Genomic DNA, 25,514 nt, shown 5'->3' with positions numbered 1-25,514 from the left:
TCTGTGATAACACGAACTGTGGCGACCGGCAGTTGCACTGGGGCGACTGTGGGGCCCTATCGCAGGCAAGCCAGCTCCCACATTTTTGATTTGTGAATACCGTCAAATGTGGTCGCTGGCTTGCCTGCGATGGCGATATCAGCCGTAACGCTTCTGCCCCCAGGCCAGAAAGCCTTCCAGCAACTGCTTCAACACAACCTGTGTCGGCTCAGCCAAATCCGGCCGATACCTGAACGGCTCAAACTCTTCCATATACGCGCTCTGACACAACTCCAGCTGCACCGCATGAATATCCTGCGCCGGGTTACCGTAGTGCCGGGTGATGTGCCCTCCCTTGAAACGCCCGTTCAGCACATGGCTGTACTGCGGGTGCGTGGCGCAGATGGCTTCCAGCTGGCCGGCCAACTCAGGGTCACACGCAGCGCCGTTGAAGGTGCCGAGGTTGAAGTCCGGCAGCTTGCCGTCAAACAGGTGCGGGATCACCGAGCGGATCGAGTGCGCGTCAAACAGCAGCGCGTAGCCGAACTCGGCCTTTAGCCGCGCCAGTTCTTCCTGCAGCGTGCGGTGATAAGGGCCCCAGATTTTTTGCAGGTAAGTTGCGCGCTCTTCCTCGGACGGCACCTCGCCTTCGCGGAACAAGGGCACGCCGTCGAACAGTGTCGCCGGGTACAGGCCGGTGGTGGCACCTGCGTACAACGGCTTGTCGTCGGACGGCCGGTTCAGGTCGATGACGAACCGCGAGTACTCCGCCGACAAGGTGCTGGCACCCAGCGCCTCGGCAAAGTCGTACAGCGTAGGAATGTGCCAGTCGGTGTCCGGCAGGCTTTGCGCCTCGGGGATCAGCCCGGCCTCTACAGCCGGAGTAAGGCGCAGGCCCGCATGGGGCATGCTGATCAACAGCGGTACGCGGCCTTTTTTGAACGTCAGAACCTTATCCACAACGGTACTCCTTAGACGGTGACGTCGACGCCATGGCGCACGACGCGTTTATCCAGCTCGCCACCCAGCCAGTAAGCCAGGTCGGCGGGGCGATCAATCTGCCAGGCAACAAAATCCGCAACCTTGCCCACTTCCAGAGAACCATGGGTCTCGCCCATGCCCAATGCGGTAGCCGCGTGTTGCGTAGCGCCAGCCAGTGCTTCTTCGGGGGTCATGCGGAACAGGGTGCAGGCCATGTTCAACATCAGGCGCACCGACAACGCGGGCGAGGTGCCGGGGTTGAGGTCGCTGGCGATGGCGATTTTCACGCCATGTTTGCGCAGCGCGTCCATCGGCGGCAGCTGGGTCTCGCGCAGGAAGTAAAACGCGCCTGGCAGCAATACGGCGACAGTGCCGGCGGCGGCCATGGCGATCGCGTCTTCTTCGGTCATGAATTCCAGGTGATCCGCCGACAGCGCGTGGTAGCGCGCCGCGAGGCTGGAGCCGTGCAGCGACGACAGCTGCTCGGCGTGCAACTTCACCGGCAGGCCCAGCTGTTGGGCAACCTTGAACACGCGCTCCACCTGCTCGGTGGAGAACGCCAGGTACTCACAGAAAGCGTCGACCGCATCCACCAGCCCTTCCGCTGCCAAGGCTGGCAGCATTTCGGCGCAGATGTGCTCGATGTAGTCGTCGGCGCGGTCCTTGTACTCCGGCGGCAACGCGTGCGCTGCCAGGCACGTGGCGCGCACGCTGACCGGCAGCGCTTCGCCGAGGCGACGCGCAACGCGCAGCATCTTGCGTTCGTTGACCAGGTCCAGGCCGTAGCCGGATTTGATCTCCACCGTGGTCACACCGTCACGCAGCAAACTGCGCAGGCGCTTTTCAGCGCTGGCAAACAGCTCATCCTCGCTGGCGGCGCGGGTGGCGCGCACAGTGCTGGCAATACCACCCCCTTTGGCGGCGATTTCGGCGTAGCTCACGCCTTCAAGGCGCTGCTCAAACTCACCGCTGCGATTGCCACCGAACACCGTGTGCGTATGGCAGTCGATCATCCCGGGGGTGACCCACGCGCCTTGCAGGTCGTGAACCTGCGCATAGTCACCCTTCGGCAGTTCGGCCAAGGGGCCGATCCACTCGATGAGCGAACCTGCGGTGACCATGGCGGCGTCCTCGATGATCGAGTATTTGCCCTGAGCCATGGTTGCGACGTGGCAGTGTTGCCAAAGCGTTTTCATCAACGCCTCCCTAAGTTATCGATGAGACAAAGCCGGGTCGTGATGGACCTTGGCCGCTTGCCCGGCAGCGGGTTTGACCCACAGCAGATAGGCAACCACCAGCAGCACGATCCACACGGCGCCGACCAGCAAGGCCGCTTGGGTATCCGGGAAGTAACCCAGCACGCCAAACACGAACAGCATGAAGACGATGGCCGCCGCAGGCGCATACGGCCAGAACGGCACCGGGAATTTCAGTTCAGCCACCTGTTCTTTGGTCATCGAGCGGCGCATGGCGACCTGGGTGAACAGGATCATCAGCCACACCCACACGGTGGCGAAGGTGGCGATCGAGGCAATCACCAGAAACACGTTTTCCGGAATCAGGTAGTTGAGCACCACGCCGCCGAGCAGCGCCGCGCCCATCACGACTACGGTCATCCACGGCACGCCATGTTTCGACAGTTGGGCAAACCCCTTGGGCGCCTGCCCTTGCTGGGCCAGGCCGTACATCATGCGGCCGGCACCAAAGATGTCGCTGTTGATGGCCGACACTGCCGCCGAGATCACCACGATATTGAGGATGGTCGCCGCCGAGCCGATGCCGAGGTTGCTGAAGATCTGCACGAACGGGCTGCCCTGGCTGCCAATCTGCGGCCATGGGTAAATGGCCATCAGCACGAACAGAGTCAGCACGTAGAACAACAGGATGCGCAGCGGCACGGCGTTGATCGCCTTGGGGATCACGCGTTGCGGGTCTTTGGCTTCACCGGCGGTGATGCCGATGATTTCGATGCCGCCGAAGGCAAACATCACCACTGCAAACGAGGCGATCAAACCACCGACGCCATTGGGCATGAAGCCGCCGTGGGCCCACAGGTTGCTGATCCCGCTGGCCTGGGTCTCGCCAGCCGAATGGATGCCAAACAGCATGATGCCGAAGCCACCGAGGATCATCGCGATAATGGCGCCGACCTTGAGCAGCGACAGCCAGAACTCCATTTCGCCAAACACTTTGACGTTGCACAGGTTCAGGCCGCCGATCAAAAACACGATGCCGAGCACCCAGACCCAGCGCGCGACTTCGGGAAACCAGAAGCCCATGTAGATGCCAAACGCCGTCACATCGGCGAGGCAGACGATGATCATTTCAAACGCATAGGTCCAGCCGAGGATGAAACCGGCCATGGGGCCCAGGTAGGTGCTGGCGTACTGGCCAAAAGAGCCGGACACCGGGTTGTGCACCGCCATTTCACCGAGGGCGCGCATCACCATAAACACGGCGGCGCCGCCGATCAGGTAGGCCAGCAGCACGGCGGGGCCGGCCATCTGGATCGCAGAGGCGGAGCCGTAGAAAAGCCCGGTGCCGATCGCCGACCCCAGTGCCATGAAGCGAATATGTCGGGCGTTGAGCCCGCGTTTCAAACCCTTTTCTTGCGTGTGCATTTCTCGTCCCTAATTATTTTTATCCTGAGAGAACTTGAATCCGCTGAAGATCAAATGTGGGAGCTGGCTTGCCTGCGATGGCGGTAGATCAGCCACACATTTATTGGCTGACAGATAGCTATCGCAGGCAAGCCAGCTCCCACACTGGATCTGCGTCAGCCTTAGAGGCTTGGCAGCAACTTGGCCGGCACCAACTCATTCAGGCAGCGGCTGGCGAGCAGCTCGCTGGCGGCGTTGATGTCGGGGGCGAAGAAACGGTCTTTTTCATAGAACGCCACTTTCTCGCGCAGAATCGCGCGGGCTTTTTCCAACACCGGCGAGGTTTTCAAGCCGTCGCGCAGGTCCAGGCCCTGGCACGCGGCCAACCACTCAACCGCCAACACACCGCGGGTGTTCTCGGCCATTTCCCACAGACGCTTGCCCGCAGCCGGAGCCATCGACACATGGTCTTCCTGGTTGGCGGAAGTCGGCAGGCTGTCCACGCTGTGCGGATGCGCCAGTGCCTTGTTCTCGCTGGCCAGTGCCGCCGCCGTCACCTGGGCGATCATGAAGCCGGAGTTCACGCCGCCATTGCCCACCAGAAACGGCGGCAGTTGCGACATGTGCTTGTCCATCATCAGCGAGATGCGGCGCTCGCTCAGGGAGCCGATCTCGGCAATCGCCAGCGCCATGTTATCAGCGGCCATGGCCACCGGTTCCGCGTGGAAGTTGCCACCGGAGATCACGTCGCCTTCGGCTGCAAACACCAGCGGGTTATCCGACACGGCGTTGGCTTCCACCACCAACACTTCGGCGGCCTGGCGGAACTGGGTCAGGCAGGCGCCCATGACTTGTGGCTGGCAACGCAGGGAATACGGGTCTTGCACCTTGTCGCAGTTCTGGTGCGACTGGGACACCTGGCTGCTTTCGCCGAGCAGGTCGCGGTAGGCCGCAGCCGCGTCGATCTGCCCACGCTGGCCGCGCGCGGCGTGAATGCGGGCATCGAAGGGCGAACGCGATCCCAGCACGGCTTCCACGGTGAGCGCGCCGCAGGCCAGGGCGCCAGCGAACAGGTCTTCGCCTTCGAACAGGCCGCGCAGGGCGTAGGCGGTGGACACCTGGGTACCGTTGAGCAACGCCAGGCCTTCTTTGGCGGCGAGGGTCAGCGGCGTCAAACCGGCGATTTTCAGTGCTTCGGTCGCTTCCAGCCATTCGCCCTTGTAGCGCGCCTTGCCTTCGCCCAGCAGCACCAAAGACATGTGAGCCAAGGGCGCCAGGTCACCGGACGCACCGACCGAACCTTTCAGAGGAATGTGCGGGTACACCTCGGCGTTGATCAGCGCGATCAGCGCGTCGATCACCTGACGGCGGATCCCGGAAAACCCACGGCTCAGGCTGTTGACCTTGAGCACCATGACCAGCCGCACCAGCGCATCGCTGATCGGCTCACCGACGCCGGCGGCGTGGGACAGCACCAGCGAACGCTGGAGGTTTTCCAGGTCTTCGCTGGCGATGCGGGTCGAGGCCAGCAGGCCGAAACCGGTGTTGATGCCGTAGGCGGTGCGATTCTCGGCGAGAATCTGCTCCACGCAGGCCACACTGGCTTCGATCTGCGCCGTGGCGCTGTCATCCAGGCTGAGGGTTACCGGCTGCTGGTAGATGGCCCGCAGTTGGGAGAGGCTCAGTTGGCCTGGAATCAGATTTAGCGCAGTCACATTCATGCTCCTTTGAATTGTTCTTAAAAAGTGTTCAGTGCAAACGGGGTAATACGCGGTGCAGCAAAGCGGTGTCCTGGAGCAGCGCGGCGGCGGTCGCGATGTCCGGCGCCAGCCAGCGGTCCTGCTCGTACGGCGGGACCTGTTCACGCAGCAAACGCCAGGCGCTGTCGGTGCCGGCGCCGAAGCGCTGCTCCTTCAGGAACTCGAACGCCTGGGCGGCCAACAGGTACTCGATGGCGAGAATCCGGGTCACGTTGGCCAACAGTTGATGCAGCTTGAGCGCGGCATTGGTGCCCATGCTCAGGTGGTCTTCCTGCAGGCCCGAGGTGACGAAGTTGTCGAGCACTGCCGGTTGCGCCAGTTGGCGGTTTTGCCCGCACAGGGAGGCGGCGACGTATTGCACGATCATCATCCCGGAGTTGACCCCGGGGTTGCTGACCAGGAACGCCGGCAGGCCACTGACGTGCGGGTTGATGAGACGGTCCAGACGGCGCTCGGCCACGGAGCCGATTTCGGCCATGGCGATCGCCAGCATGTCGGCGGCCAATGCAACCGACTGCCCATGCGGGTTGGCCTGGGACACCACGCGGTAGTTGTCCGGCGTACCGAGGACCAGCGGGTTGTCGGTGGCGCTGTTGAGCTCGGTCTCGATCTGGCGGGTGGCGTGCTCAACTTGATCACGCGCGGCGCCGTGAATCTGCGGGATCGAGCGGATGCTCAACGCGTCCTGGGTGCGAATGCCTTTGCTGCTGGCGATCACTTCGCTGCCATCGAGCAAGGCACGCAGGTTGATGCCGACTTGCTGCATGCCCGGGTGTGGCTTGAGGGCGATGATGGTTTCGTCGAAGGCGTCGATCTGGCCGCGCTGGGCCTCGAAACTCATGGCACCGATCACATCGGCCCATTGCAGCAGGTGATGCGCGTCGGCCAGGGCCAGGCAACTCAGGCCGGTCATGCACGGCGTGCCGTTGACCAGGCACAGACCGTCTTTGGCGCCGAGCACCACCGGCTGTAAACCTTCTGCGCTTAAGGCCTCTTGAGCCGGAACGATCTTGCCTCGGTAACTCACGTTTCCGACACCCAACAAGGCCACGCCGACGTGGGCCATGTGCGTCAGGTAACCCACCGAGCCCTGGGATGGCACTTGCGGCGTGATGCCGTGGTTGAGCAACGCCAGTAACGAATGCACCACCTGCGGGTGCAGGCCGGATTTGCCGTGGCTGTAGTTGATGATGGCGGCGCAGATGATTGCGCGGGTTTGTTCGTCGCTGAGCACCGGGCCGACACCGCACGCGTGGCTCAACAGGGTATTGCGCGACAGTTGGCTGAGTTGCTCGCCTTTGAGCGACACGTTGCACAGCGCGCCCAGGCCAGTGTTGACGCCATAGGCGCGTTCGCCGCTGGTGACGATGCGCTGCACGATGGCCTGGGCGTTGTCGATACGCGCCCAGGCGTGGCCCGAGAGTTCGAGTACGGCGCCGTGGCGGGCGACGGCGACCACGTCCTGCCAACGTAATGGCGCGTCTGCGATGATGATTTTTGCTGCCTGGGACATCTTTGTACCTTCTTCAATTCTTGTGCAGCTTCACTGGCGCCATCGCAGGCAAGCCAGCTCCCACAGGGGAATGCATTCCAAAGGTGGGAGCTGGCTTGCCTGCGATGGCGCCAGCCGGCTCACCACAAGGTCCGGATCAGACCACCGCCGCGCGGCGCTGAACAAACCGGTCCACATACTCATCCGCCGGCGAGTGCAGGATCTCGCGCGGGGTGCCGACCTGGATCAGCTTGCCGTCCTTGAGAATCGCAATGCGGTTGCCGATACGCACCGCCTCGTCGAGGTCGTGGGTGATGAACACGATGGTCTTGTGCAGGGTCTTTTGCAGCTCCAGCAACTGGTCCTGCATCTCGGCGCGGATCAGCGGGTCGAGGGCGCTGAAGGCTTCGTCCATCAGGATGATGTCGGTGTCGGCTGCCAACGCACGGGCCAGGCCGACGCGCTGGCGCATGCCACCGGAAAGCTGGTGCGGGTATTTGTTTTCGTAGCCTTTCAGGCCCACGGTTTCGATCCAGTGCAGTGCGCGTTCGGCGCAGACCTGTTTGGTTTCGCCGCGCACTTTCAGGCCGTAGGCGACGTTGTCGAGCACGCTCTTGTGGGGCAGCAGGCCGAAGCTCTGGAACACCATGCTGATCTTGTGCCGACGGAATTGGCGCAGGGCTTCCATGTCCAGTTGCAGAATGTCTTCGCCGTCCACCAGGATCGCGCCGCTGGTAGGGTCGATCAGGCGGTTGAAGTGGCGCACCAAGGTGGATTTGCCGGAACCGGACAGGCCCATGATCACGAAGATCTCGCCGGTGCCGATGCTCAGCGACAGATCGTTCACGCCGACCACGCAACCGGTCTCGGCCAGTACCTGGTCCTTGGTCTTGCCCTGGCCAACCATCGCCAAGGCCTCCTTGGAACGGTTGCCGAAAATCTTGAAGACGTTTTTAACTTCAATTTTGCTGACTGTAGTCATTTGCTCGCCTCATGCCGTGGACGACCATAGGCCTGGGTAATGCGGTCGATGACCACTGCAAGAATCACGATCGCCAGCCCGGCTTCAAGGCCGCGGCCAACGTTGAGGGTCTGGATGCCCACGAGCACGTCTTCGCCCAAGCCTCGCGCGCCGATCATCGAGGCGATCACCACCATCGACAGCGCCATCATGGTGGTCTGGTTGATACCGGCCATGATGCTCGGCAAGGCCAGCGGCAGTTGCACGCCGAACAGTTGCTGCCAGCGGTTGGCGCCAAAAGCGTTGATGGCTTCCATGACTTCGCCGTCGACCTGGCGAATGCCCAGGTCGGTGAGGCGAATCAGCGGGGGCGCGGCGTAGATCACTGTGGCGAAAATCGCCGGGACCTTGCCCAGGCCGAACAACATCAACACCGGAATCAGGTACACGAAGCTCGGCATGGTTTGCATGATGTCGAGCAACGGCATCAACACGGATCGCAGGCGATTGCTGCGTGCCGACAGAATCCCCAGTGGAATGCCGATCAGCACCGAGATCACTGTGGCGACCATCATCAGCGCCAAGGTCTGCATCAGTTTGTCCCACAGGCCAACCGCGCCCACCAGGAACAGCAAACCGACGATGACCGCCGTGGTCACCACCTTGCGGGTGGCGTGCCAGGCAATACCGCCGACGATGGCCAGCATCAGCCACCAGGGCGCCGCACGCAGCAGCCCTTCCAGGTTGACGATGGCCCATAGCAGGGTGTCGGAAATGTGCCGGAACACGTCGCCGTAGTTGGTGACCAGTGAGTCCACCCAACCGTTGACCCAGTCGGCGATGGAAAACGTAAAACTCTCAGGAAACATATCGTGCTCTCGATCCAGTGGGTTGTGGCCGGGCGCCCGGCTGCCTGTTGGGGCAACCGGGAACGCTCAACCTACAAGGCCGCGTCGATTTTCTTGGCTGCGTCGTCGCTCACCCAGGCGTGCCAGACCTCAGGATGTTCCTTGAGGAAAATTTTCGCCAGTTTTGGCGACTCAATTCGCTCTTTGGCCATGCGACCGAGGTTCTGGTTCAGCAAATCGATCGGCAGGTTGACCTTCTCCAGCACAGCCACCAGCTCAGGCGCCTGCTCGTGGAAGGTTTTGGACAGGCCCACCTTGATGCTCACACTTTTATCCACACCGGGTTTTTCTTCCAGCTTGACCAGGTCAACCTGGCCCATCAGCGGGGTTGGCGACCAGTAGTAGAACAGGATCGGCTCACCACGCTTGTAGCTCGACAGTACCGCCGCATCCAGCGCCGGGCCGGTGCCTGGGCGGAAGTTGGTGTAGGTGTTTTCCAGGCCGTAGCTTTTCAGCATTTCGCTGTTGTCCAGCTCACAGGTCCAGCCGGCCGGGCAGTTGTAGAAGCGGCCCTTGGACGGTTCTTCCTGGTCCTTGAATACCGAGGCGTACTTGGCCAGGTCGGCGATGTTTTTCAGGTCCGGCGCCTTGGGTTCCAGCTTGCGCTTGGCGTCGCCTTCAATCACGTAACGCGGTACGTACCAGCCTTCAATGGCACCAACGATTGGCGCGCCGACGCCAACGACTTTGCCGGCCTTCTCGGCCTTGTTCCAGACTTCGCTGCGGCCCACCCACTCCTCGGCAAACACCTGGATGTCGTTGCTGCTCAGGGCATTTTCCATGGTGATGGAGTTGCCCGGCAAGCTGTCGGTTTTGCAGTCGTAGCCTTTTTCCAGCACGGTTTGCAGGATGTCGGTGAGCAACATGCCGCTTTCCCAGTTCAGCCCGGCAAACTTCACCGGCTTGCCGGATTCGCACCAGCCGGCCGCCTGGGCGCCAGCGCTTGCCAGCACACTGGCTGAGAACAACGAGGCCAACAGGGTCTTATTCATTTTCATTGTTGTGACGCTCCCAATCTTGAAATGGATTACGGCAGTCAGTAGGCATCCTGCCCTGTCCACGTCCCATCAGGCTTGTGCAGCCAGCCCGTTTGTCGTTGTTGGTGTAGCGCCCTGCTCTACCGGCAGGATCAGATGATCGGGCACTGTGCCGTGCCATTTTTTCGCACAGAGGTAATAGAGGGCGGCGGGAAGCACCAGACCGATAATCCAGGAAATATCCACATCACCCAGCGCGGCCACCAAAGGGCCGGTGTAGAACTTGGTGGAGATGAACGGCAACTGCACCAGGACGCCGAACACATACACGCTGATACCCAGCAGGTTCCAGCGACCGTAACGACCATTCGGATCGGCCAGCGCCGGTACGTCATAGCGCTCGCGAGTGATGCAGTAGTAATCCACCAGGTTGATCGCGCTCCACGGCGTGAAGAACGCCAGCAGGAACAGGATGAAAGACTTGAACGCACCGAGGAACGAATGCTGGCCAAGCAACGCAATCAGGGTCGCGGTGCCGACAATCACCAGCACGAACACCAGGCGCTGCAAGCGCGTGACCTCCAGCCGGCCACGAAAGCCGCTGATGATGGTCGCGATGCACATGAAGCTGCCGTAAGAGTTGAGCGTGGAGATGGTGACCTTGCCGAACGCGATGCTGAAGTACAGCAGCGCAGCCGTGGCCCCCGTACCGCTCAAGCCCACGATGTAGGCCACTTCGTGACCGGCGAATTGCCCGTTGGACATGGCGGCGGCAAACACGCCGAGAACCATCGCCACCTGCGCGCCAATCACTGAGCCTGCGCCGGCGGCGAGGAAGGTTTTCACCGAGGACGTGTTGCTTGGCAGGTAGCGCGAATAGTCCGCCACATAAGGGCCGAATGCGATTTGCCAGGAGGCCGCGAGCGACACCGCCAGCAGAAAACTGCTCCAGCTGAAGTGGCGGATTTGCAGCAGTGCGCCCACGTCGGTCTGGCTCATCAGACGGCTGAACAGGTAGACAAAGGCGACCACGCCGATGACGCTGGCGACACGGCCGATGAAGTGGATCACCCGGTAACCGAGCACCGTGACCAGCACGATGACACTGGCAAAAATCAGAATACCGACGCTGTCGCTGACCCCGAACAACTGGCCCAGCGCCTGACCGGACAACACCGTCCCGGTGGCGGTGAAGCCCAGATACATCAGGCACACCAGCACGATCGGAATCGCCGCGCCATACACCCCAAACTGCACCCGGCTGGAAATCATCTGCGGCAGGCCGAGTTTGGGCCCTTGCGCCGCATGCAACGCCATCACGCCGCCGCCGATCAATTGGCCGATCAACAGACCGATCAACGACCAGAACACATCACCGCCCAGCACCACGGCCAGGGCCCCGGTGACAATCGCGGTGATTTGCAGGTTGGCACCCATCCACAGGGTGAACTGGCTCAATAGACGACCGTGTCTTTCCGCTTCCGGGATGTAGTCGATCGAACGCCTTTCGATCAACGGGGTGGTGTCATTTGCAGCCATGTTGTTCAACCTCTGATGGATTGTTTACGTGTACACATTGCTCTTTTGTGGGAGCTGGCTTTTGTGGGAGCTGGCTTGCCTGCGATACAGGCGACTCGGTCTGTCAGTCAAACCGAGGTGATGCCATCGCAGGCAAGCCAGCTCCCACAGGAACAGGGCCAGCCTTTATTTGATCATCGGAAGGTTGAGGCCCTGCTCTTTGGCGCAGTCGATAGCGATCTGGTAGCCGGCATCAGCGTGACGCATCACCCCGGTGGCCGGGTCGTTGTGCAGTACGCGAGCAATGCGCTCGGCGGCTTCATCAGTACCGTCGCAGACGATCACCATGCCGGAGTGCTGGGAGAAGCCCATGCCCACGCCACCGCCGTGGTGCAGCGACACCCAGGTCGCGCCGCTTGCGGTGTTGAGCAAGGCGTTGAGCAATGGCCAGTCGGACACGGCGTCGGAACCGTCCTGCATCGCTTCGGTTTCGCGGTTCGGGCTGGCTACCGAGCCGGAGTCGAGGTGGTCACGGCCGATCACGACCGGCGCCGACAGCTCGCCGCTGCGCACCATTTCGTTGAACGCCAGGCCCAGCTTGGCGCGCTGGCCCAGACCGACCCAGCAGATACGCGCCGGCAGGCCCTGGAAGCTGATGCGCTCGCGCGCCATGTCCAGCCAGTTGTGCAGGTGCGCATCGTCCGGGATCAGTTCTTTGACTTTGGCGTCGGTCTTGTAGATGTCTTGCGGGTCGCCTGACAGTGCCGCCCAACGGAACGGGCCGATGCCACGGCAGAACAACGGGCGGATGTAGGCCGGTACGAAACCCGGGAAGTCGAAGGCGTTTTCCACACCGACTTCTTGCGCCATCTGGCGGATGTTATTGCCGTAGTCGAAGGTCGGGATGCCTTGTTTCTGGAAATCCAGCATCGCCTGAACGTGCACGGCCATCGATTGCTTGGCGGCCTTGATCACTTCAGCCGGTTCGGTTTTGGCGCGGGCGCGGTATTCGTCCCAGGTCCAACCGGCCGGCAGGTAACCGTTGAGCGGGTCGTGGGCGCTGGTCTGGTCGGTGACCATGTCCGGTCGCACGCCGCGCTTGACCAGTTCCGGCAGGATTTCCGCCGCGTTACCCAGCAGGGCAATGGAGATGGCCTTGCCTTCCTTGGTGTATTTGGCGATGCGCGCCAGGGCGTCGTCGAGGTCAGTGGCTTGTTCGTCGACGTAGCGGCTGGCCAGGCGGAAGTCGATGCTGACCTGCTGGCATTCAATGTTCAGCGAGCAGGCGCCGGCCAGGGTTGCCGCCAGCGGCTGCGCGCCGCCCATGCCACCGAGGCCGGCGGTGAGGACCCAGCGGCCAGTCAGGTTGCTGTCGTAATGCTGGCGACCGGCTTCGACGAAGGTTTCGTAGGTGCCCTGGACGATGCCCTGGCTGCCGATGTAGATCCAGCTGCCGGCAGTCATCTGGCCGTACATGGCCAGGCCCTTGGCATCCAGTTCGTTGAAGTGTTCCCAGCTGGCCCAGTGCGGTACCAGGTTGGAGTTGGCAATCAGCACGCGCGGGGCGTTGCTGTGGGTCTTGAACACGCCGACCGGCTTGCCGGATTGCACCAGCAGGGTCTCGTCGTCGTTCAGGTTGGTGAGGCTTTCGACGATCTGGTCGTAGCACTCCCAGTTACGCGCCGCACGGCCGATACCGCCGTAAACCACCAGTTCTTTCGGGTTCTCGGCCACTTGTGGGTCGAGGTTGTTCATCAACATGCGCAGCGGCGCTTCAGTCAGCCAGCTTTTGGCGGTGAGCTTGTTACCGCGAGCGGCGCGGATTTCTACGTCACGGTATTTTGTAGGCTTGGTCACAACTGAGACTCCTCGGCGATCGATGCGCATACTTGATAGGTGCGAAGTGAACTCTTACACACACATCTCTACTTGTACATACAAGCATATGCAATCAAGCTGCCAACTTTTTGCGGGAGCTGTTGCGATTTTTTTGGAATGCGTACGCAGGCCTTGGAAATTAAGGCTTGGAGGCTGGATGAAATTTCTTTCGCAGGAGGATTACAGCGAGGGAGGGTTGTCTCGACAGCATGGTTTTGCGCCACGCTGGGGCGTTCGGTAACAATTTGGTGCGGGGCTGGAAACAGATTTTATGATCACTACAAAACAAATGTGGGAGCTGGCTTGCCTGCGATTGCAGTGTGTCAGTCAGCCAATCTGGTACTGATACACTGCAATCGCAGGCAAGCCAGCTCCCACAGTTTTTAACCGCGTGCGGTCAGTTCGATGATGCAGCTGCGGCCGCTGACGCAGATGTCCAGCAGCTGAGTGTTACCGTCCACTTGCAGGCAGTCATGATGGCCAAGCTTCTCGCCCAGCACCTTCACTTCATCCGCCACGCTGAACACCAGCACCGTGTGCGCCGTGCTGAAAAACCGCTGCACGCCATCAATCCACTGAAACCGCGCGTGGTAACGCTCAGGCGAATAGATCAAGTTGAAATCGCGAATCGGCCCGGTGATCAGGCGGCAAGACACTTCGCTTTCACCCTTGAACGCAAACGCCTGCAGCGGTAACAACCCACGCTGCTCCTCGCCGTCCACGGTCAGCACCATGCCCGCGCCCTTGATCACCGTGATCACGCGCTGGTAGCCCGCGAAAGTAGAGAACCCGCCCGACTCGGCGATATCGGCAATCGACAGGCGCCAGCCAAAACCGTCGAGGCCTTCGCCTGCGTCACGGGTGATTTCTTCGGTGCTGCCGCCGCCGTTTTTCCACGGCATGCGCACGTAATCGGCGGCGCGCCAGACTTTCACTGCACTCATTTACTGAAACGTCCTTCCAGGCTATGACGGGAACCGGGGTGGATCAAACGCGCGGCGGTCACCGGCTGGCGGCCGGACCAGGTGCGCCGCCGAATCAACAGGCACGGCTCGCTCGGTTCGATCTGCAACAGCTTGCACTCGGCAGCGTCGGCGAGGATCGCTTCAACCACGTGCTCGCCTTCAGTCAATGGCGCGACCTGGTTCAAATACGCGTAGGGGGTTTGCTGGGTGAAATCCTGCTGCAGGTATTCCGGCGCGACCAGGGCGTTGACGAAACGGTCTTCGATTTGCACGGGAATGTCGTTCTCGAAATGCACGATCAACGAGTGGAACACCCGCCCGCCTTCGCGCATTTCCAGGGCGACGGCGCGCTCGGAGCCGGCAGCCTCTTCACCCAGGTGAATAACCTGGCAGGTATGGCGGTGACCGCGCGAAGCGATCTCGTCGGCAATGTTGTGCACTTCAAACAACGCCGACTGGCTCTTGGGCTCGGCGACGAACGTGCCGACGCCTTGCATGCGCACCAGCAACCCTTCAGCGGTGAGCTCACGCAAGGCGCGGTTGATAGTCATGCGGCTGAAGCCCAGTTGGCTGACCAGCTCGCTTTCGGACGGTACGCGGTAATGCGGCGGCCAGTTGCCGTTGAGGATCTGCTGGCTGATCATCTGTTTGACGCGGGCATACAAGGGCGCCGGACTTTCGTCCATGTGGGCAGCCAGCGAAGACTTGGCAGGCGGAGTCGGCACAGGGAATCCTTGCAGGGGGAAAAGATGCATAGATTGCCGGAGTTTACCGAGCAGGCAAACGTCTGTATATGTATATACAAATAAACACACGACCGGGGTGCCTTGATCATGTCCGCTTTCTTTGCCGAACGCGCACTGCTGCCTAATGGATGGGCCAATGATGTACGTCTTGAAGTCAGCGCCGATGGGCTGCTGACAAAGGTTGAGGCCAATGCCAGCGCAGACGGCGCCGAACGGCTGAGAGGCCCGCTGTTGGCGGGCATGCCGAATTTGCACTCCCATGCATTCCAGCGCGCCATGGCGGGCTTGGCCGAAGTTGCCGGCAACCCGAATGACAGTTTCTGGACCTGGCGCGACCTGATGTACCGCATGGTCGGCAAGATCAGCCCGGAGCAATTGCAGGTCATCGCGCGGCAGCTGTATATCGAAATGCTTAAAGCCGGTTACACCTCGGTCGCCGAATTTCATTACGTCCACCACGACGTCAGCGGCCAGCCGTATGCCGATCGCACAGAGTTGTCGCGGCAAATCAGCCTGGCAGCGGCCAGCAGCGGAATTGGCCTGACGCTAGTGCCGGTGCTCTACACCCACTCCGGGTTTGGCGGCCAGGCACCGAATGAGGGCCAGCGGCGGTTTATCAACAGCACTGAAAACTACCTGGACCTGCAAGCGCAGCTCAAACCCATCCTCGCTGCGCAACCGGCGCAGCAACTGGGGCTGTGCTTCCACTCGCTGCGTGCGGTGACGCCGCAACAAATCCATGAAGTATTGGCAGCCAGCGACAAGGCGTGCCCGGTGCATATCCACATCGCCGAGCAGCAAAAGGAAGTCGATGATTGTTTGGCTTGGAGCGGCAAACGTCCGCTGCAATGGCTGTATGACAACGTTGAAGTGGATGAGCGCTGGTGCCTGGTGCACGCGACGCATGCCAATGCTGAAGAGGTGGCGCGCATGGCCAAGAGCCGTGCGATTGCCGGTTTGTGTCTGACCACTGAGGCCAACCTGGGCGACGGAATTTTTCCGGCGGTAGACTTTCTCGCCCAAGGCGGGCGCATGGGGATCGGCTCCGACAGCCATGTGTCACTGAGCGTGGTGGAAGAATTGCGTTGGCTGGAATACGGCCAGCGCTTGCGTGATCAGCGGCGTAACCGGCTGTATCGCGGTGATCAGCCAATGGTTGGGCGCACATTGTTTGATGCCGCGCTGGAGGGCGGCGCCCAGGCATTGGGGCAGCCGATCGGCCGGCTGGAAGTGGGTAAACGCGCGGATTGGATAGTGCTGGACGGTAATGATCCGTACCTGGCGACGGCCAGCGAAGACGGGATTCTGAATCGTTGGTTGTTTGCCGGTGGTGATCGTCAGGTGCGTGACGTGCTGGTGAACGGCAAGTGGGTAGTGCGGGACGGGCGCCATGCCGGCGAGGAAGAAAGCAGCCGGGCGTTTACACAAGTCTTGAAAGACTTGCTCGGTTAAAACTGTGGGAGCTGGCTTGCCTGCGATAGCCTCACCAAGGTGTAACTGATACACCGAGGTGGCTGCATCGCAGGCAAGCCAGCTCCCACATTGGATTGATGTTGCCCTCTGGTTATTGCGAGGTCTTCGCCATCTGTTTGTCCGACGTACGCCAAATCAGCCGCGTGGTGTCATACCCCTGCTGCCGCGCCCTGCTCAGCAGGTCTTCGCGGGTGTCGGCATTCACCGTTGGGGTGCGCGACAGGATCCACATATAGCGCCGGCTCGGGCTGCCCACGAGCGCCGTCTTGTAGTCGTCGCTGAAGTACAGCACCCAGTAATCGCCCTTGGCGACGCCCGGCAGCAGCGCCGTGAACCAGTTATTGAATTCCACCCAGAGCTTGTCGGTCTTGCCCGGCACTTGCGGCGTGGCCGTGCCCTTGGCTTCTTCCCACTTCCACTCGGTCGTCAGGCAACGGTTGAACACTGACATATCGCCGTCGGGCAGCAGTGTGTAACGGGCTTCGGACTGCGCGCAGTTACGCTGGAAGTACATCGGCAATCGAGCCAACTCATACCAGGTGCCCTGGTAACGCTTGAGGTTGACGTTGCTCGCGGTCTTGGGTTGCAGATCATCGCCAGAATGGCTGGCGCAGCCTGCCAAAAACAGGCTGGCACAAAGAAACAAAACAAAACGCATCATTCTTCTTCTCCCGCAGGCTCGCGCCCCGGTTTACTTCAGGCCTTGCCCGGAAAACATCAGAACTTTGTCACCGGCGTATTGCACGCTGATAAAGCTGTTTTTATCGCCCCACGTGCAACTGGACATACCCAGCGCGCCGGAACAATCGGTCGGCTTACCCAGCAACGACTCCACCTCAGCCTTGGCCATGCCAGCCGACAGCTTCGCGTAATTTTCTTGATTGACCTTGCTGCAAGCGGCCAACAGCACGCAAAAAGCCAGCAGGGCGAGACGGCGTAACGACATGGAAAAACTCCTGGAGAGACGAAGCAGTTGGGGTATCTGCCAGAAGCTTAGAAGGGAAAAGGGGTGTCTGGTTCCCGACGAGCGAAAACAAAAAAGCCCCGAAAACGCCGAAACGTTTCGGGGCTTCTTCAGTGACTGCAAGGCTTACTTTTTGTGATAAGCCGTCACACGCTCAACTTCTTCCTTCGAACCCAGGAACACCGCTACACGCTGGTGCAGGCCTTCAGGTTTGATGTCGAGAATGCGCTGATGGCCGTCGGTGGACGCACCGCCCGCCTGTTCAACCAGGAACGACATCGGGTTGGCTTCGTACATCAAACGCAGTTTGCCCGGCTTGGACGGCTCGCGGCTGTCGCGTGGATACATGAACAAGCCACCACGGGTCAGGATGCGGTGCACGTCGGCGACCATCGCAGCGACCCAGCGCATGTTGAAGTTTTTCTTCAACGGGCCTTCTTCACCGGCCATCAGCTCGCCGACGTAGCGGGTCACCGGCTCTTCCCAGTGGCGCTGGTTGGACATGTTGATCGCAAATTCCTGAGTGGACGCAGGAATGGTGATGTCTTCGTGGGTCAGCACGAAGCTGCCCATTTCGCGGTCCAGGGTGAAGCCTTTAACGCCGTCGCCCAGGGTCAGCACCAGCATGGTCTGTGGGCCGTAGATGGCGTAACCGGCAGCGACCTGCTCGGTGCCTGGCTGCAGGAAGGCCTTTTCATTCAGGGCTTCGTTCTGGCTAAGGTATTCATTCGGGCAACGCAGTACCGAGAAGATGGTGCCGACCGGTGCGTTGATGTCGATGTTGGACGAACCGTCCAGTGGGTCGAACACCAGCAGGTAGGCACCTTTCGGGTATTTGCCCGGGATCTGGTAGGCATTGTCCATTTCTTCGGACGCCATACCGGCCAGGTGACCGCCCCATTCGTTGGCTTCGAGCAGGATCTCGTTGGAGATCACGTCGAGCTTCTTCTGCACTTCGCCTTGGACGTTTTCAGTGCCCATGCTGCCCAGGACACCACCCAATGCGCCTTTGGACACGGCGTGGCTGATTTCCTTGCAAGCACGCGCCACCACTTCGATAAGGAAGCGCAGATCGGCAGGCGTGTTGTTGCTGCGGGTCTGCTCGATCAAATAGCGACTCAGGGTAACGCGGGACATGTAAGGCTCCGGAGAATGGGGGGCTGAAAAACCCGCGCAGTTTAACGCGAGTCGAGGGTTATTTCCTCTCATCAGAGGATTTAACCCCAATAGAGTTCACGGTTTGGCCACAGGCTTGCGCAACAAACTGTAGGCCATCGCCCCCAGTGCTGCCACACCCAGCAGGAGCACGGCCCATAAGCCGAGCTTCTTCCAGTCGGTACCGGCTTGGGGCGACGCCGCAACAGCGGGCTGCTTGACCACCACCTCACCCGCCACCGTGGCCTGGCCCACGGTGTTGAGACGCTCGGCGCTGTAGTCAGGGATCAGCGTGGACAGCGGCAGGTTGGCCGCCTTCACCGACGCATTGCCCAGCGCCAGCGTAAACGGCGGCTCACCCCGCGCCAGAAACACCAACTGCGTAGCGCGCACGGCAAAACGCAGGGCGGGCGCTTCCAAACCCAGGCCTCCACCACGCTCATCCACCTGCAACTTGAGTTCTGCCACCGTCTGGCCCGGCAGCTGCAACTCATCCTGCACCACGTCCTGACCGTTCTGGGTCAGGCGGTACAGCAAGCCACTGCTCAACGGTTGCCAGGCCTGACTGGCTTCACGGCGGCCCGACAAGGTCACAGGCGCCAGCGTGTTGGGTTGCTTGAGGTCGATGCGCAAACGCTCGACATTCAGCCCGGTCGGCAACTGCCAGCTGTACTCCCCCGCCTTGAGCCGCGCGCCCGCCAGCGGCTGCGACCACATCAGCGGCGCCGGCACACTGTTGCGGGTGGCGCTCACCAGCTTGGCCGAGGTCAGCTGCGGTGCTTCCTGCCCCTGCCACACCAGGCGCAGATAACGCGCCGATTGGCCTGGCAGACTCACGTCGTGTTGCTCCACCCGTTCATCGGCAAAGGACAGACGCGCCACCTGGCCATCGCCCCAGGATTGCCAGTGCTGCAAGTCATCGCTGGCTTCAATGCTGAAACGCTGGAAGCCGTCGCGCTCGCGGCTCCAGTCCAGGCTCAACTGCTGCAGCGGCGCCTTGATCGCACTGGCGTCCAGCACCCAGCCGCGCAGCACTTGCTTGCCCGATGTGGAGGGGCGCACTTCCAGCAGCGTGCCCTCGGACGTCGACTTCATGACCACATCCGGCAACGCCTCGCGGGTATCGGCGGCGTACAACGCAAACCACTTCACATCCGCCACAGTGCGACTCTCGGAGCGCTGCGCGGATTGACGCGATAACGCATAGGCCTGCGGCTCACCCGCCGCGTTGAACACTCGCACATCACTCAGATCAACCTGACGCGCGCTCAACTGCACCGCCAGCGGCAGCTCCAGGCGATACCAGGGGCCGCTGCCACTCACCGCCAACGGCACCTGTGTGGTGAAGTCCGCAGGACTTTCCTGGGCACTGGCTGCCGAACACAACAGCCACACCGCCCACCCGCTCAGACTCAGCTTGCCCATCAAGATAACGCTCCTTCGGTTTCAACCACGGGTTCAGCACGCTTGGGCGGCAGGGGCGCAAAGTAACCCACCACCAGCAGCAACCCGCCCACGCCGATAAACGAGACGATCCGCGCCAGGCCGCCACGGTTGCTCAGTTCGACAAAGAACAGCTTGGCCACCACCACCGCAATCAACGCTGCGCCGATCAGCCACACCTCGCGGCGATGGCGCAGGTGGCCGCCGATCATCAGGCCCAACGCGATGAGGGTCCAGATGATCGACAGACCCGCCTGCACCAGCATGGACTCCAGCAGCGTCTCCAGATGGAACGGCACGCCGCCCCAGTGGTGAGCGGCGCGCATCACCAGCGCGGTAAAAAACGCAAACAGCGAGATGCCTGCGACAGCCTGGGCGATCAGTTCAACCCTCGGCCCGCGCTCCGGCGCCACACTGCGCGACCACAGGTAAATGCCGAGCAGCGCGAACAGCAGGCCCAAATCCAGCGGATTGAGCAGCGGCACGTAGGGCAACGGCTCGGCCGTACCGTCACTGAAGATATTCGCCAGCCAGAACCAGCCGAGCATCAGCACTGCCAGCGGTAACGCGGCCAGCACGCGATATTCACGCGGGTACGCCGCCACCGGCCACGGCCAACTGCGTGGCGCGGCCGCCAGCACCAGATACAAACTCGGCAGGATCGCCCAACCCAGCCAGCGCCACGCGTTGTACTCGCTCGACAGCATCATCAAACCGTAACGCAGCTCCAGCGCCAGCACGCCGATCAGCATCCAGCAGCCCAACACATGCGCCACGCTCAACACCTTGGCTGGAACCAGTGCCGCCAAACGGCGCAGCGAGATGAAATGCACCACGAATACCGCCAGCCAGGCCAGCCAGCCAAACTGCGCCGCCGGGTGGTAATACTCGGTCCACGCCCCCCACAACACGAGACCCGCCGCAGGCATGAGCAACGTACTGGCGACACCCAAAGCCACCCAGCGCAAACGCAACGCCAGTGCCGTCCAAATCACCACGCTCAGCGCAGCCGCCAGCACCAACAGCGGAGCGTGCAACGCCGCAGGCGCCAGGCGCCACACTTCAATGATCACCGCCAAGGCCCACCAGGCCACGCCCCAAGCCAGCAAACCTGTAGACAGCCGGCCACGGGGCAAGCGCCACGCGCCGAGCATGGCCGCCAAGGCGATGATCAGCGGCGTCCAGGCGTTGGCCACGGGGTCGAGCGCAAAGAGCGCGCCGCCCAGCACTTGCCCAACCACACCACAACGCACAACTGCTGGCGAGCCGATACGCTGGCCCGCCCACAGGGTCGCCAGGCCAGCAACGGCCCAACTGACGATGCTGCCTTGGGTCGAAAATAACAGCGGCGCCAACAAGTAAGCGCAGCCCAGGCCAAGTACGGCGAGCCAGGGCGCACCCAGCCGTTCCCAACGCCGGGTATGTTCCGGCGCAGCGGTGTGGAGTTGATAAAAGCTGAACAACAGCGCCGCGCCCAACAACAACGCCCCCAATGGCGGCCCTTGCAGCAACGTGTCCTGGCTGTCGCGCAGTTCGCCGAGGAAGGCGAGCAACGAACCCAGTTGCAGCAATAAAGCGAACGCCCGCGCCAATGGTCGCTGCTGACGCAAGCCCAGCCAGAAGATCCCGGCGCCTTCCACGGCCCAGGCGGCGGCGGTCCAGCGCGCATCGAGCCCCAAAGGGATCGCGAGGCTGGCAAAGATCACCCCCAGTGCCAGACAGGTTTCGGCCAGCAATAAAGCGCGGCCACCGCTGAGCAGTCGCGCCAGCCCCATGTAAATAATGCCAAGGCCAAGCGCACTGAACGCGGCGGCAAACTCAAGGTGCTGCACCAGCGCGAACTGCAAGCCAAAGCCCACCAGCGGCGGGCCGAACAGCAGGCTGCCGTCGACATAATCGCCCTTGGCAACCGACCAACGCAGCAACGCGTCACGGCCTTCAGGCGCGTCCCCCCTCTCTAACAACTTGCGCCGGGCGAACAACAGGCCGATGGCCAGGTACATCAGGAAAAACAGGATCAGGAACGGTTCAGTACTCCACAGCAACTCCGGCGTATAGGAGCGCATGCCCCAGGCGAAGCCGATGCCGAAGGTGCCGACAAAGCCAATCAGGTTAAGCAAGCGCCAGGCCTTGAACCACGCGATCGCAAGGATGCCGGCGTTGAGCAAGGCGAAGTAACTGAACAGTGCGACGTGGTTGCCAGCGCCGGTGGACGCCAGGATCGGCGCGGCGAACCCGCCGAGAGCCGCCGCGCACGCCAGCCCCAAGGCATCCTGGGTAATCGCCAGAATCGCCGAAAACACCGTGACGGCCACCAGCAAACCCAGCGCCGCACCGGGATCGATCAGCGGGTGCAAACGCATCGCGGCAAACACCGTGAGGTACAGCACTGCGATGCCGGCGCCTTGCAGCATCAGGCCGTAATTGCTGTTGCGCAGGCGCAACCACCAGCCCAGGCCCAACAAGGCGATGGCGGCCGAAGCAACGCCCGCATAACGCAATTCGATCGGCACCACCACGCCTTCGGTGGCATAACGCAACAGGAAGGCCAGGCCGAGAAACAACAGCACCACGCCGACGCGCAGCACCGTATTGCCGCCAAGAAGCCACGCGCGCGCGCCGCTGATGGCGCGTTCGATCAGGTTCGGGCCGCGCGGGATGGCGGGTTCAGTAGGGCGAGGGGTTGCAGCCGGTGCCCAAACGTCGGCCGGCAGTAGCTGGCTGGGGGCGGTTTCCATGGCAACGGGCGTCAGTTCGGCGGGCAGCTCCCAAACCAGGTCGGGCACCTTGGCAGCAGGCGTCGGTTCAGGGATAGGGGGTTCGACAATGACGCGGGTGGGTGGCGTGGGTACTTCCAGCAGCCGCAGGCGCTCGCCCAGGGCAATCAGCGCCTTCTGCGTGGTTTCCAGCTGACCTGCCTGCTTGTGCGCCTGAGCGGCGAGCTGCGACAGGCGAATTGCCTGGCCAATGCCCAACCCCAACAGCGCACCGAAACCGGCATCGGTGAACGACTCATCGAGCGTCCAGCCGAGCACCAGGCCAATCAGCATGAAAATCCATTGCATGGTCGATATCCCTAGGCAAACCGAGGCTTAGTATATCGACGCAAAACCAATGTGGGAGCGGGCTTGCTCGCGAATGCGGTGTGCCAGTCGACATATTTGCTGACTGACAGACCGTATTCGCGAGCAAGCCCGCTCCCACAGGGGTTATTCGGTGCTTAATCCAACGCTTTCCAGATCTCGGTCGCGTACTCGCGGATGGTCCGGTCCGAGCTGAACCAGCCCATCCGCGCCGTATTCAGCACCGCCGAACGCCACCACGCCTTGGAATCATGCCAATGCTTCTCGACCGCCGCCTGGGCGTCCCAGTAGGAATCGAAGTCGGCACACACCAGAAAGCGGTCGTAGTCGATCAGCCCGTCGATCAAGCCCACATAACGGCCCGGATCATCCGGCGAGAACACCCCGCCCCGGATCGCTTGCAGCACGTCGTTCAAGCGATGGGACGCCGCAATGTCCGGCCCGGCGTTGAACTCGCCCGCGTGCTTGCGGGCTTCTACCTGCTGCGCGCTGAGGCCGAAGATGAACATGTGCTCGGCGCCGACACGTTCATGCATCTCCACGTTGGCGCCGTCCATGGTGCCGATGGTCAGCGCGCCGTTGAGGCCGAACTTCATGTTGCTGGTGCCCGAGGCTTCAAAGCCGGCGGTGGAGATCTGCTCCGACAAATCCGCCGCCGGAATAATGCTTTCCGCCAGGCTGACATTGTAGTTGGGCAGGAACACCACTTTGAGCAAACCGCGCACGGTCGGGTCGTTGTTCACGGTGCGGGCGATGTCGTTGGTCAGTTTGATGATCAACTTGGCCTGGTGATAACTCGCCGCCGCCTTGCCCGAGAAGATCTTCACGCGCGGCACCCAGTCGGTGCCCGGCTCGGCGCGGATCGCCTGGTACAGCGCCACGGTGTGCAGCAGGTTGAGCAACTGGCGCTTGTACTCGTGGATCCGCTTGACCTGCACGTCGAACATCGCCGCCGGGTTCACCGAAATGCCCAGGCGCTCGTGGATGATGTCGGCCAGTGCACGCTTGCTGTGCAGGCGCTGCTCAGCGAAGGCTTTGCGGAAGGATTGCTTCTCGGCGAAGGTTTCCAGCTCCGTCAGGCGGGTTTCCATGGTGTCGAGAATGTCCGGGCCCAACGCTTCCACGAGCATTTCGGTGAGCTGCGGGTTGGCCTGGTACAGCCAGCGACGGAAGGTGATGCCGTTGGTTTTGTTGTTGATGCGCTCCGGGTAGAGCTTGTGCAGTTCGGAGAACACGGTGCTGCGCATCAGTTGAGTGTGCAACCCGGACACGCCGTTGACGCTGTGGGAGCCGAGAAACGCCAGGTTACCCATGCGCACGCGGCGGCCGTTGTCTTCTTCGATCAGCGACACGGCGCGCAGCACGTCAAAATCGTGGATGCCCTTGGCGCGCAGCGAGTCGATGTGCTGGGCGTTGATCAGGTAGATGATCTGCATGTGCCGCGGCAGCATGCGTTCCATCAGGCCTACAGGCCAGGTTTCCAATGCTTCGGGCAACAGGGTGTGGTTGGTGTAGGACAGGGTTTCGACGGTGACGTCCCACGCCGCTTCCCACGGAATGTCGTGCAAATCCACCAACTGGCGCATCAACTCGGCCACGGCGATGGACGGGTGCGTGTCGTTGAGCTGGATGGCAGCGTGCTCGCCCAGGCTCAGTACCGAGCCGTGCATGTTTTTGTGGCGACGCAGCAAATCCTGAAGCGAGGCGGAGACGAAGAAGTATTCCTGACGCAGGCGCAGTTCCTGCCCTGCTTCGGTGCTGTCGGCCGGGTAAAGCACGCGGGAGATGCTTTCGGCACGGGCCACTTCAGCGACGGCGCCCAAGTGGTCACCGGCGTTGAAGCGCTCCAGGTGCAAGTCTTCCACGGCGCGTGCACGCCAGAGGCGCAGGGTGTTCACGCTGGCACCGCGCCAGCCGACCACCGGGGTGTCGTAGGCGACCGCCCGTACGGTTTCGTTGGGCGTCCACACTTGAATCATCTTGCCCGAGGCGTCCGCCAGGGTTTCGACGCTGCCGCCAAAGCCGATCGGGTAGATCACTTCAGCGCGCTCGAACTCCCACGGGTTGCCGAAATCCAGCCAGCGTTCGGTTTGCTCCTGTTGCCAGCCGTCAACGATCGCCTGGCGGAACAAGCCGTGCTCATAACGAATGCCATAACCGTGGCCGGCAATGCCCAAGGTCGACATGCTTTCCATAAAGCACGCGGCCAGGCGGCCCAGGCCACCGTTGCCGAGTGCCGCGTCGGGCTCCAGCAGGCGGATGCGCTCAAGGTCCACACCCAGCTCGGCCAGGGCTTCGCGAGCAATTTCCAGCACGCCAAGGTTGCTCAGGCTGTCGTAGAGAAGGCGGCCGATAAGGAATTCGAGGGAAAGGTAATAAACCCGCTTCTGGCCTTTGCGGTAGATACGCCGCGTGTGGTTCATCCAGTGATCGACCATCTGGTCGCGCGCGGCCAGGGCAATGGCTTCGAACCAGTCGTGGTCGAAAGCGTGGTCGGGGTCTTTACCCACCGCGTAAGTGAGTTTGGTCAAGACAGCCTCGCGAAATGCGGCTACCTCTGCTTCTCGTGCAAGCGGTTCCTGAGACATCGATGCGACCTCGAGCGAGATTGAAGGAGTTGCTAGAGCCTAG

19 protein-coding genes are annotated in these 25,514 nt (G+C 61.8%); 1 reads left to right on the top strand and 18 read right to left on the bottom strand.

The window, feature by feature from the left end:
* Positions 1-138 precede the first annotated feature (138 nt).
* The 12 genes from hutG to hutC all read right to left on the bottom strand — a co-directional run bounded on the left by hutG (position 139) and on the right by hutC (position 14,705).
* Positions 139-939 carry an N-formylglutamate deformylase gene (gene hutG, locus BFW87_RS13400; RefSeq protein ID WP_078740271.1) on the bottom strand — a complete coding sequence of 267 codons (801 nt, stop codon included), beginning with the start codon at positions 937-939 and terminating at the stop codon, positions 139-141.
* 11 nt (positions 940-950) lie between these two features.
* Complete coding sequence (hutI, locus tag BFW87_RS13395; protein ID WP_078740270.1) at positions 951-2,156, bottom strand: imidazolonepropionase; 1,206 nt, start codon at positions 2,154-2,156, stop codon at positions 951-953.
* A 15-nt stretch (positions 2,157-2,171) separates the two neighbouring features.
* Positions 2,172-3,581 carry an amino acid permease gene (locus BFW87_RS13390; RefSeq protein WP_078740269.1) on the bottom strand — a complete coding sequence of 470 codons (1,410 nt, stop codon included), beginning with the start codon at positions 3,579-3,581 and terminating at the stop codon, positions 2,172-2,174.
* Between the two features lie 161 nt (positions 3,582-3,742).
* The gene (hutH, locus tag BFW87_RS13385) at positions 3,743-5,281 is read right to left on the bottom strand and encodes a histidine ammonia-lyase (RefSeq protein ID WP_139372430.1); all 1,539 of its coding nucleotides are present in this window, start codon (positions 5,279-5,281) and stop codon (positions 3,743-3,745) included.
* Between the two features lie 28 nt (positions 5,282-5,309).
* Positions 5,310-6,833, bottom strand: a complete 1,524-nt coding sequence (gene hutH / locus BFW87_RS13380) for a histidine ammonia-lyase (RefSeq protein ID WP_078740268.1) — start codon at positions 6,831-6,833, stop codon at positions 5,310-5,312.
* Positions 6,834-6,969: 136 nt separating this feature from the next.
* A complete protein-coding gene (locus BFW87_RS13375) occupies positions 6,970-7,794 on the bottom strand; it encodes a quaternary amine ABC transporter ATP-binding protein (RefSeq protein WP_017138612.1) in 825 nt (274 codons plus the stop codon).
* Entirely contained in the window at positions 7,791-8,642 is an 852-nt protein-coding gene (locus BFW87_RS13370) for an ABC transporter permease (RefSeq protein ID WP_017138613.1), read from the bottom strand. The genes BFW87_RS13375 and BFW87_RS13370 overlap by 4 nt, the downstream gene beginning before the upstream one ends.
* Before the next feature lie 71 nt (positions 8,643-8,713).
* Positions 8,714-9,679: an ABC transporter substrate-binding protein gene (locus tag BFW87_RS13365; RefSeq protein WP_078740267.1), complete on the bottom strand. Its 966-nt coding sequence runs from the start codon at positions 9,677-9,679 to the stop codon at positions 8,714-8,716.
* Positions 9,680-9,748: 69 nt separating this feature from the next.
* Entirely contained in the window at positions 9,749-11,197 is a 1,449-nt protein-coding gene (locus tag BFW87_RS13360) for a purine-cytosine permease family protein (protein ID WP_078740551.1), read from the bottom strand.
* 165 nt (positions 11,198-11,362) lie between these two features.
* Positions 11,363-13,033, bottom strand: coding sequence for a urocanate hydratase (gene hutU, locus BFW87_RS13355; RefSeq protein WP_176159742.1), 1,671 nt, complete (start codon positions 13,031-13,033; stop codon positions 11,363-11,365).
* A gap of 404 nt (positions 13,034-13,437) precedes the next feature.
* Positions 13,438-13,998, bottom strand: coding sequence for a HutD/Ves family protein (locus BFW87_RS13350; protein WP_078740265.1), 561 nt, complete (start codon positions 13,996-13,998; stop codon positions 13,438-13,440).
* Positions 13,995-14,705 carry a histidine utilization repressor gene (gene hutC, locus BFW87_RS13345; RefSeq protein WP_017738808.1) on the bottom strand — a complete coding sequence of 237 codons (711 nt, stop codon included), beginning with the start codon at positions 14,703-14,705 and terminating at the stop codon, positions 13,995-13,997. The genes BFW87_RS13350 and hutC overlap by 4 nt, the downstream gene beginning before the upstream one ends.
* Positions 14,706-14,852: 147 nt before the next feature.
* Here hutC and BFW87_RS13340 point away from each other — a divergent pair, with 147 nt between their 5' ends.
* Positions 14,853-16,217 (top strand): formimidoylglutamate deiminase, encoded by a 1,365-nt coding sequence (locus tag BFW87_RS13340; RefSeq protein WP_078740264.1) that lies wholly within the window; start codon positions 14,853-14,855, stop codon positions 16,215-16,217.
* A gap of 112 nt (positions 16,218-16,329) precedes the next feature.
* Here BFW87_RS13340 and BFW87_RS13335 read toward each other — a convergent pair whose 3' ends face one another.
* From BFW87_RS13335 to BFW87_RS13310, 6 genes are all read right to left on the bottom strand, one after another.
* A complete protein-coding gene (locus BFW87_RS13335) occupies positions 16,330-16,899 on the bottom strand; it encodes a lipocalin family protein (protein ID WP_078740263.1) in 570 nt (189 codons plus the stop codon).
* Between the two features lie 30 nt (positions 16,900-16,929).
* On the bottom strand, positions 16,930-17,184 hold the full coding sequence (locus BFW87_RS13330; RefSeq protein WP_017849914.1) for a hypothetical protein: 255 nt from the start codon (positions 17,182-17,184) through the stop codon (positions 16,930-16,932).
* A 144-nt stretch (positions 17,185-17,328) separates the two neighbouring features.
* Entirely contained in the window at positions 17,329-18,339 is a 1,011-nt protein-coding gene (locus BFW87_RS13325; RefSeq protein WP_078740262.1) for a class 1 fructose-bisphosphatase, read from the bottom strand.
* A gap of 96 nt (positions 18,340-18,435) precedes the next feature.
* Complete coding sequence (locus tag BFW87_RS13320; RefSeq protein ID WP_078740261.1) at positions 18,436-19,782, bottom strand: DUF3999 domain-containing protein; 1,347 nt, start codon at positions 19,780-19,782, stop codon at positions 18,436-18,438.
* Complete coding sequence (locus BFW87_RS13315; protein ID WP_078740260.1) at positions 19,782-22,865, bottom strand: DUF2339 domain-containing protein; 3,084 nt, start codon at positions 22,863-22,865, stop codon at positions 19,782-19,784. Before BFW87_RS13315 ends, BFW87_RS13320 begins: the two co-directional genes overlap by 1 nt.
* A 155-nt stretch (positions 22,866-23,020) precedes the next feature.
* Positions 23,021-25,471: a glycogen/starch/alpha-glucan phosphorylase gene (locus tag BFW87_RS13310; protein WP_078740259.1), complete on the bottom strand. Its 2,451-nt coding sequence runs from the start codon at positions 25,469-25,471 to the stop codon at positions 23,021-23,023.
* Between the last annotated feature and the right edge of the window lie 43 nt (positions 25,472-25,514).

Source organism: Pseudomonas fluorescens (genome assembly GCF_002022275.1).
Taxonomy (GTDB): domain Bacteria; phylum Pseudomonadota; class Gammaproteobacteria; order Pseudomonadales; family Pseudomonadaceae; genus Aquipseudomonas; species Aquipseudomonas fluorescens_AJ.
This window is presented reverse-complemented; position numbering and strand designations above follow the sequence as displayed.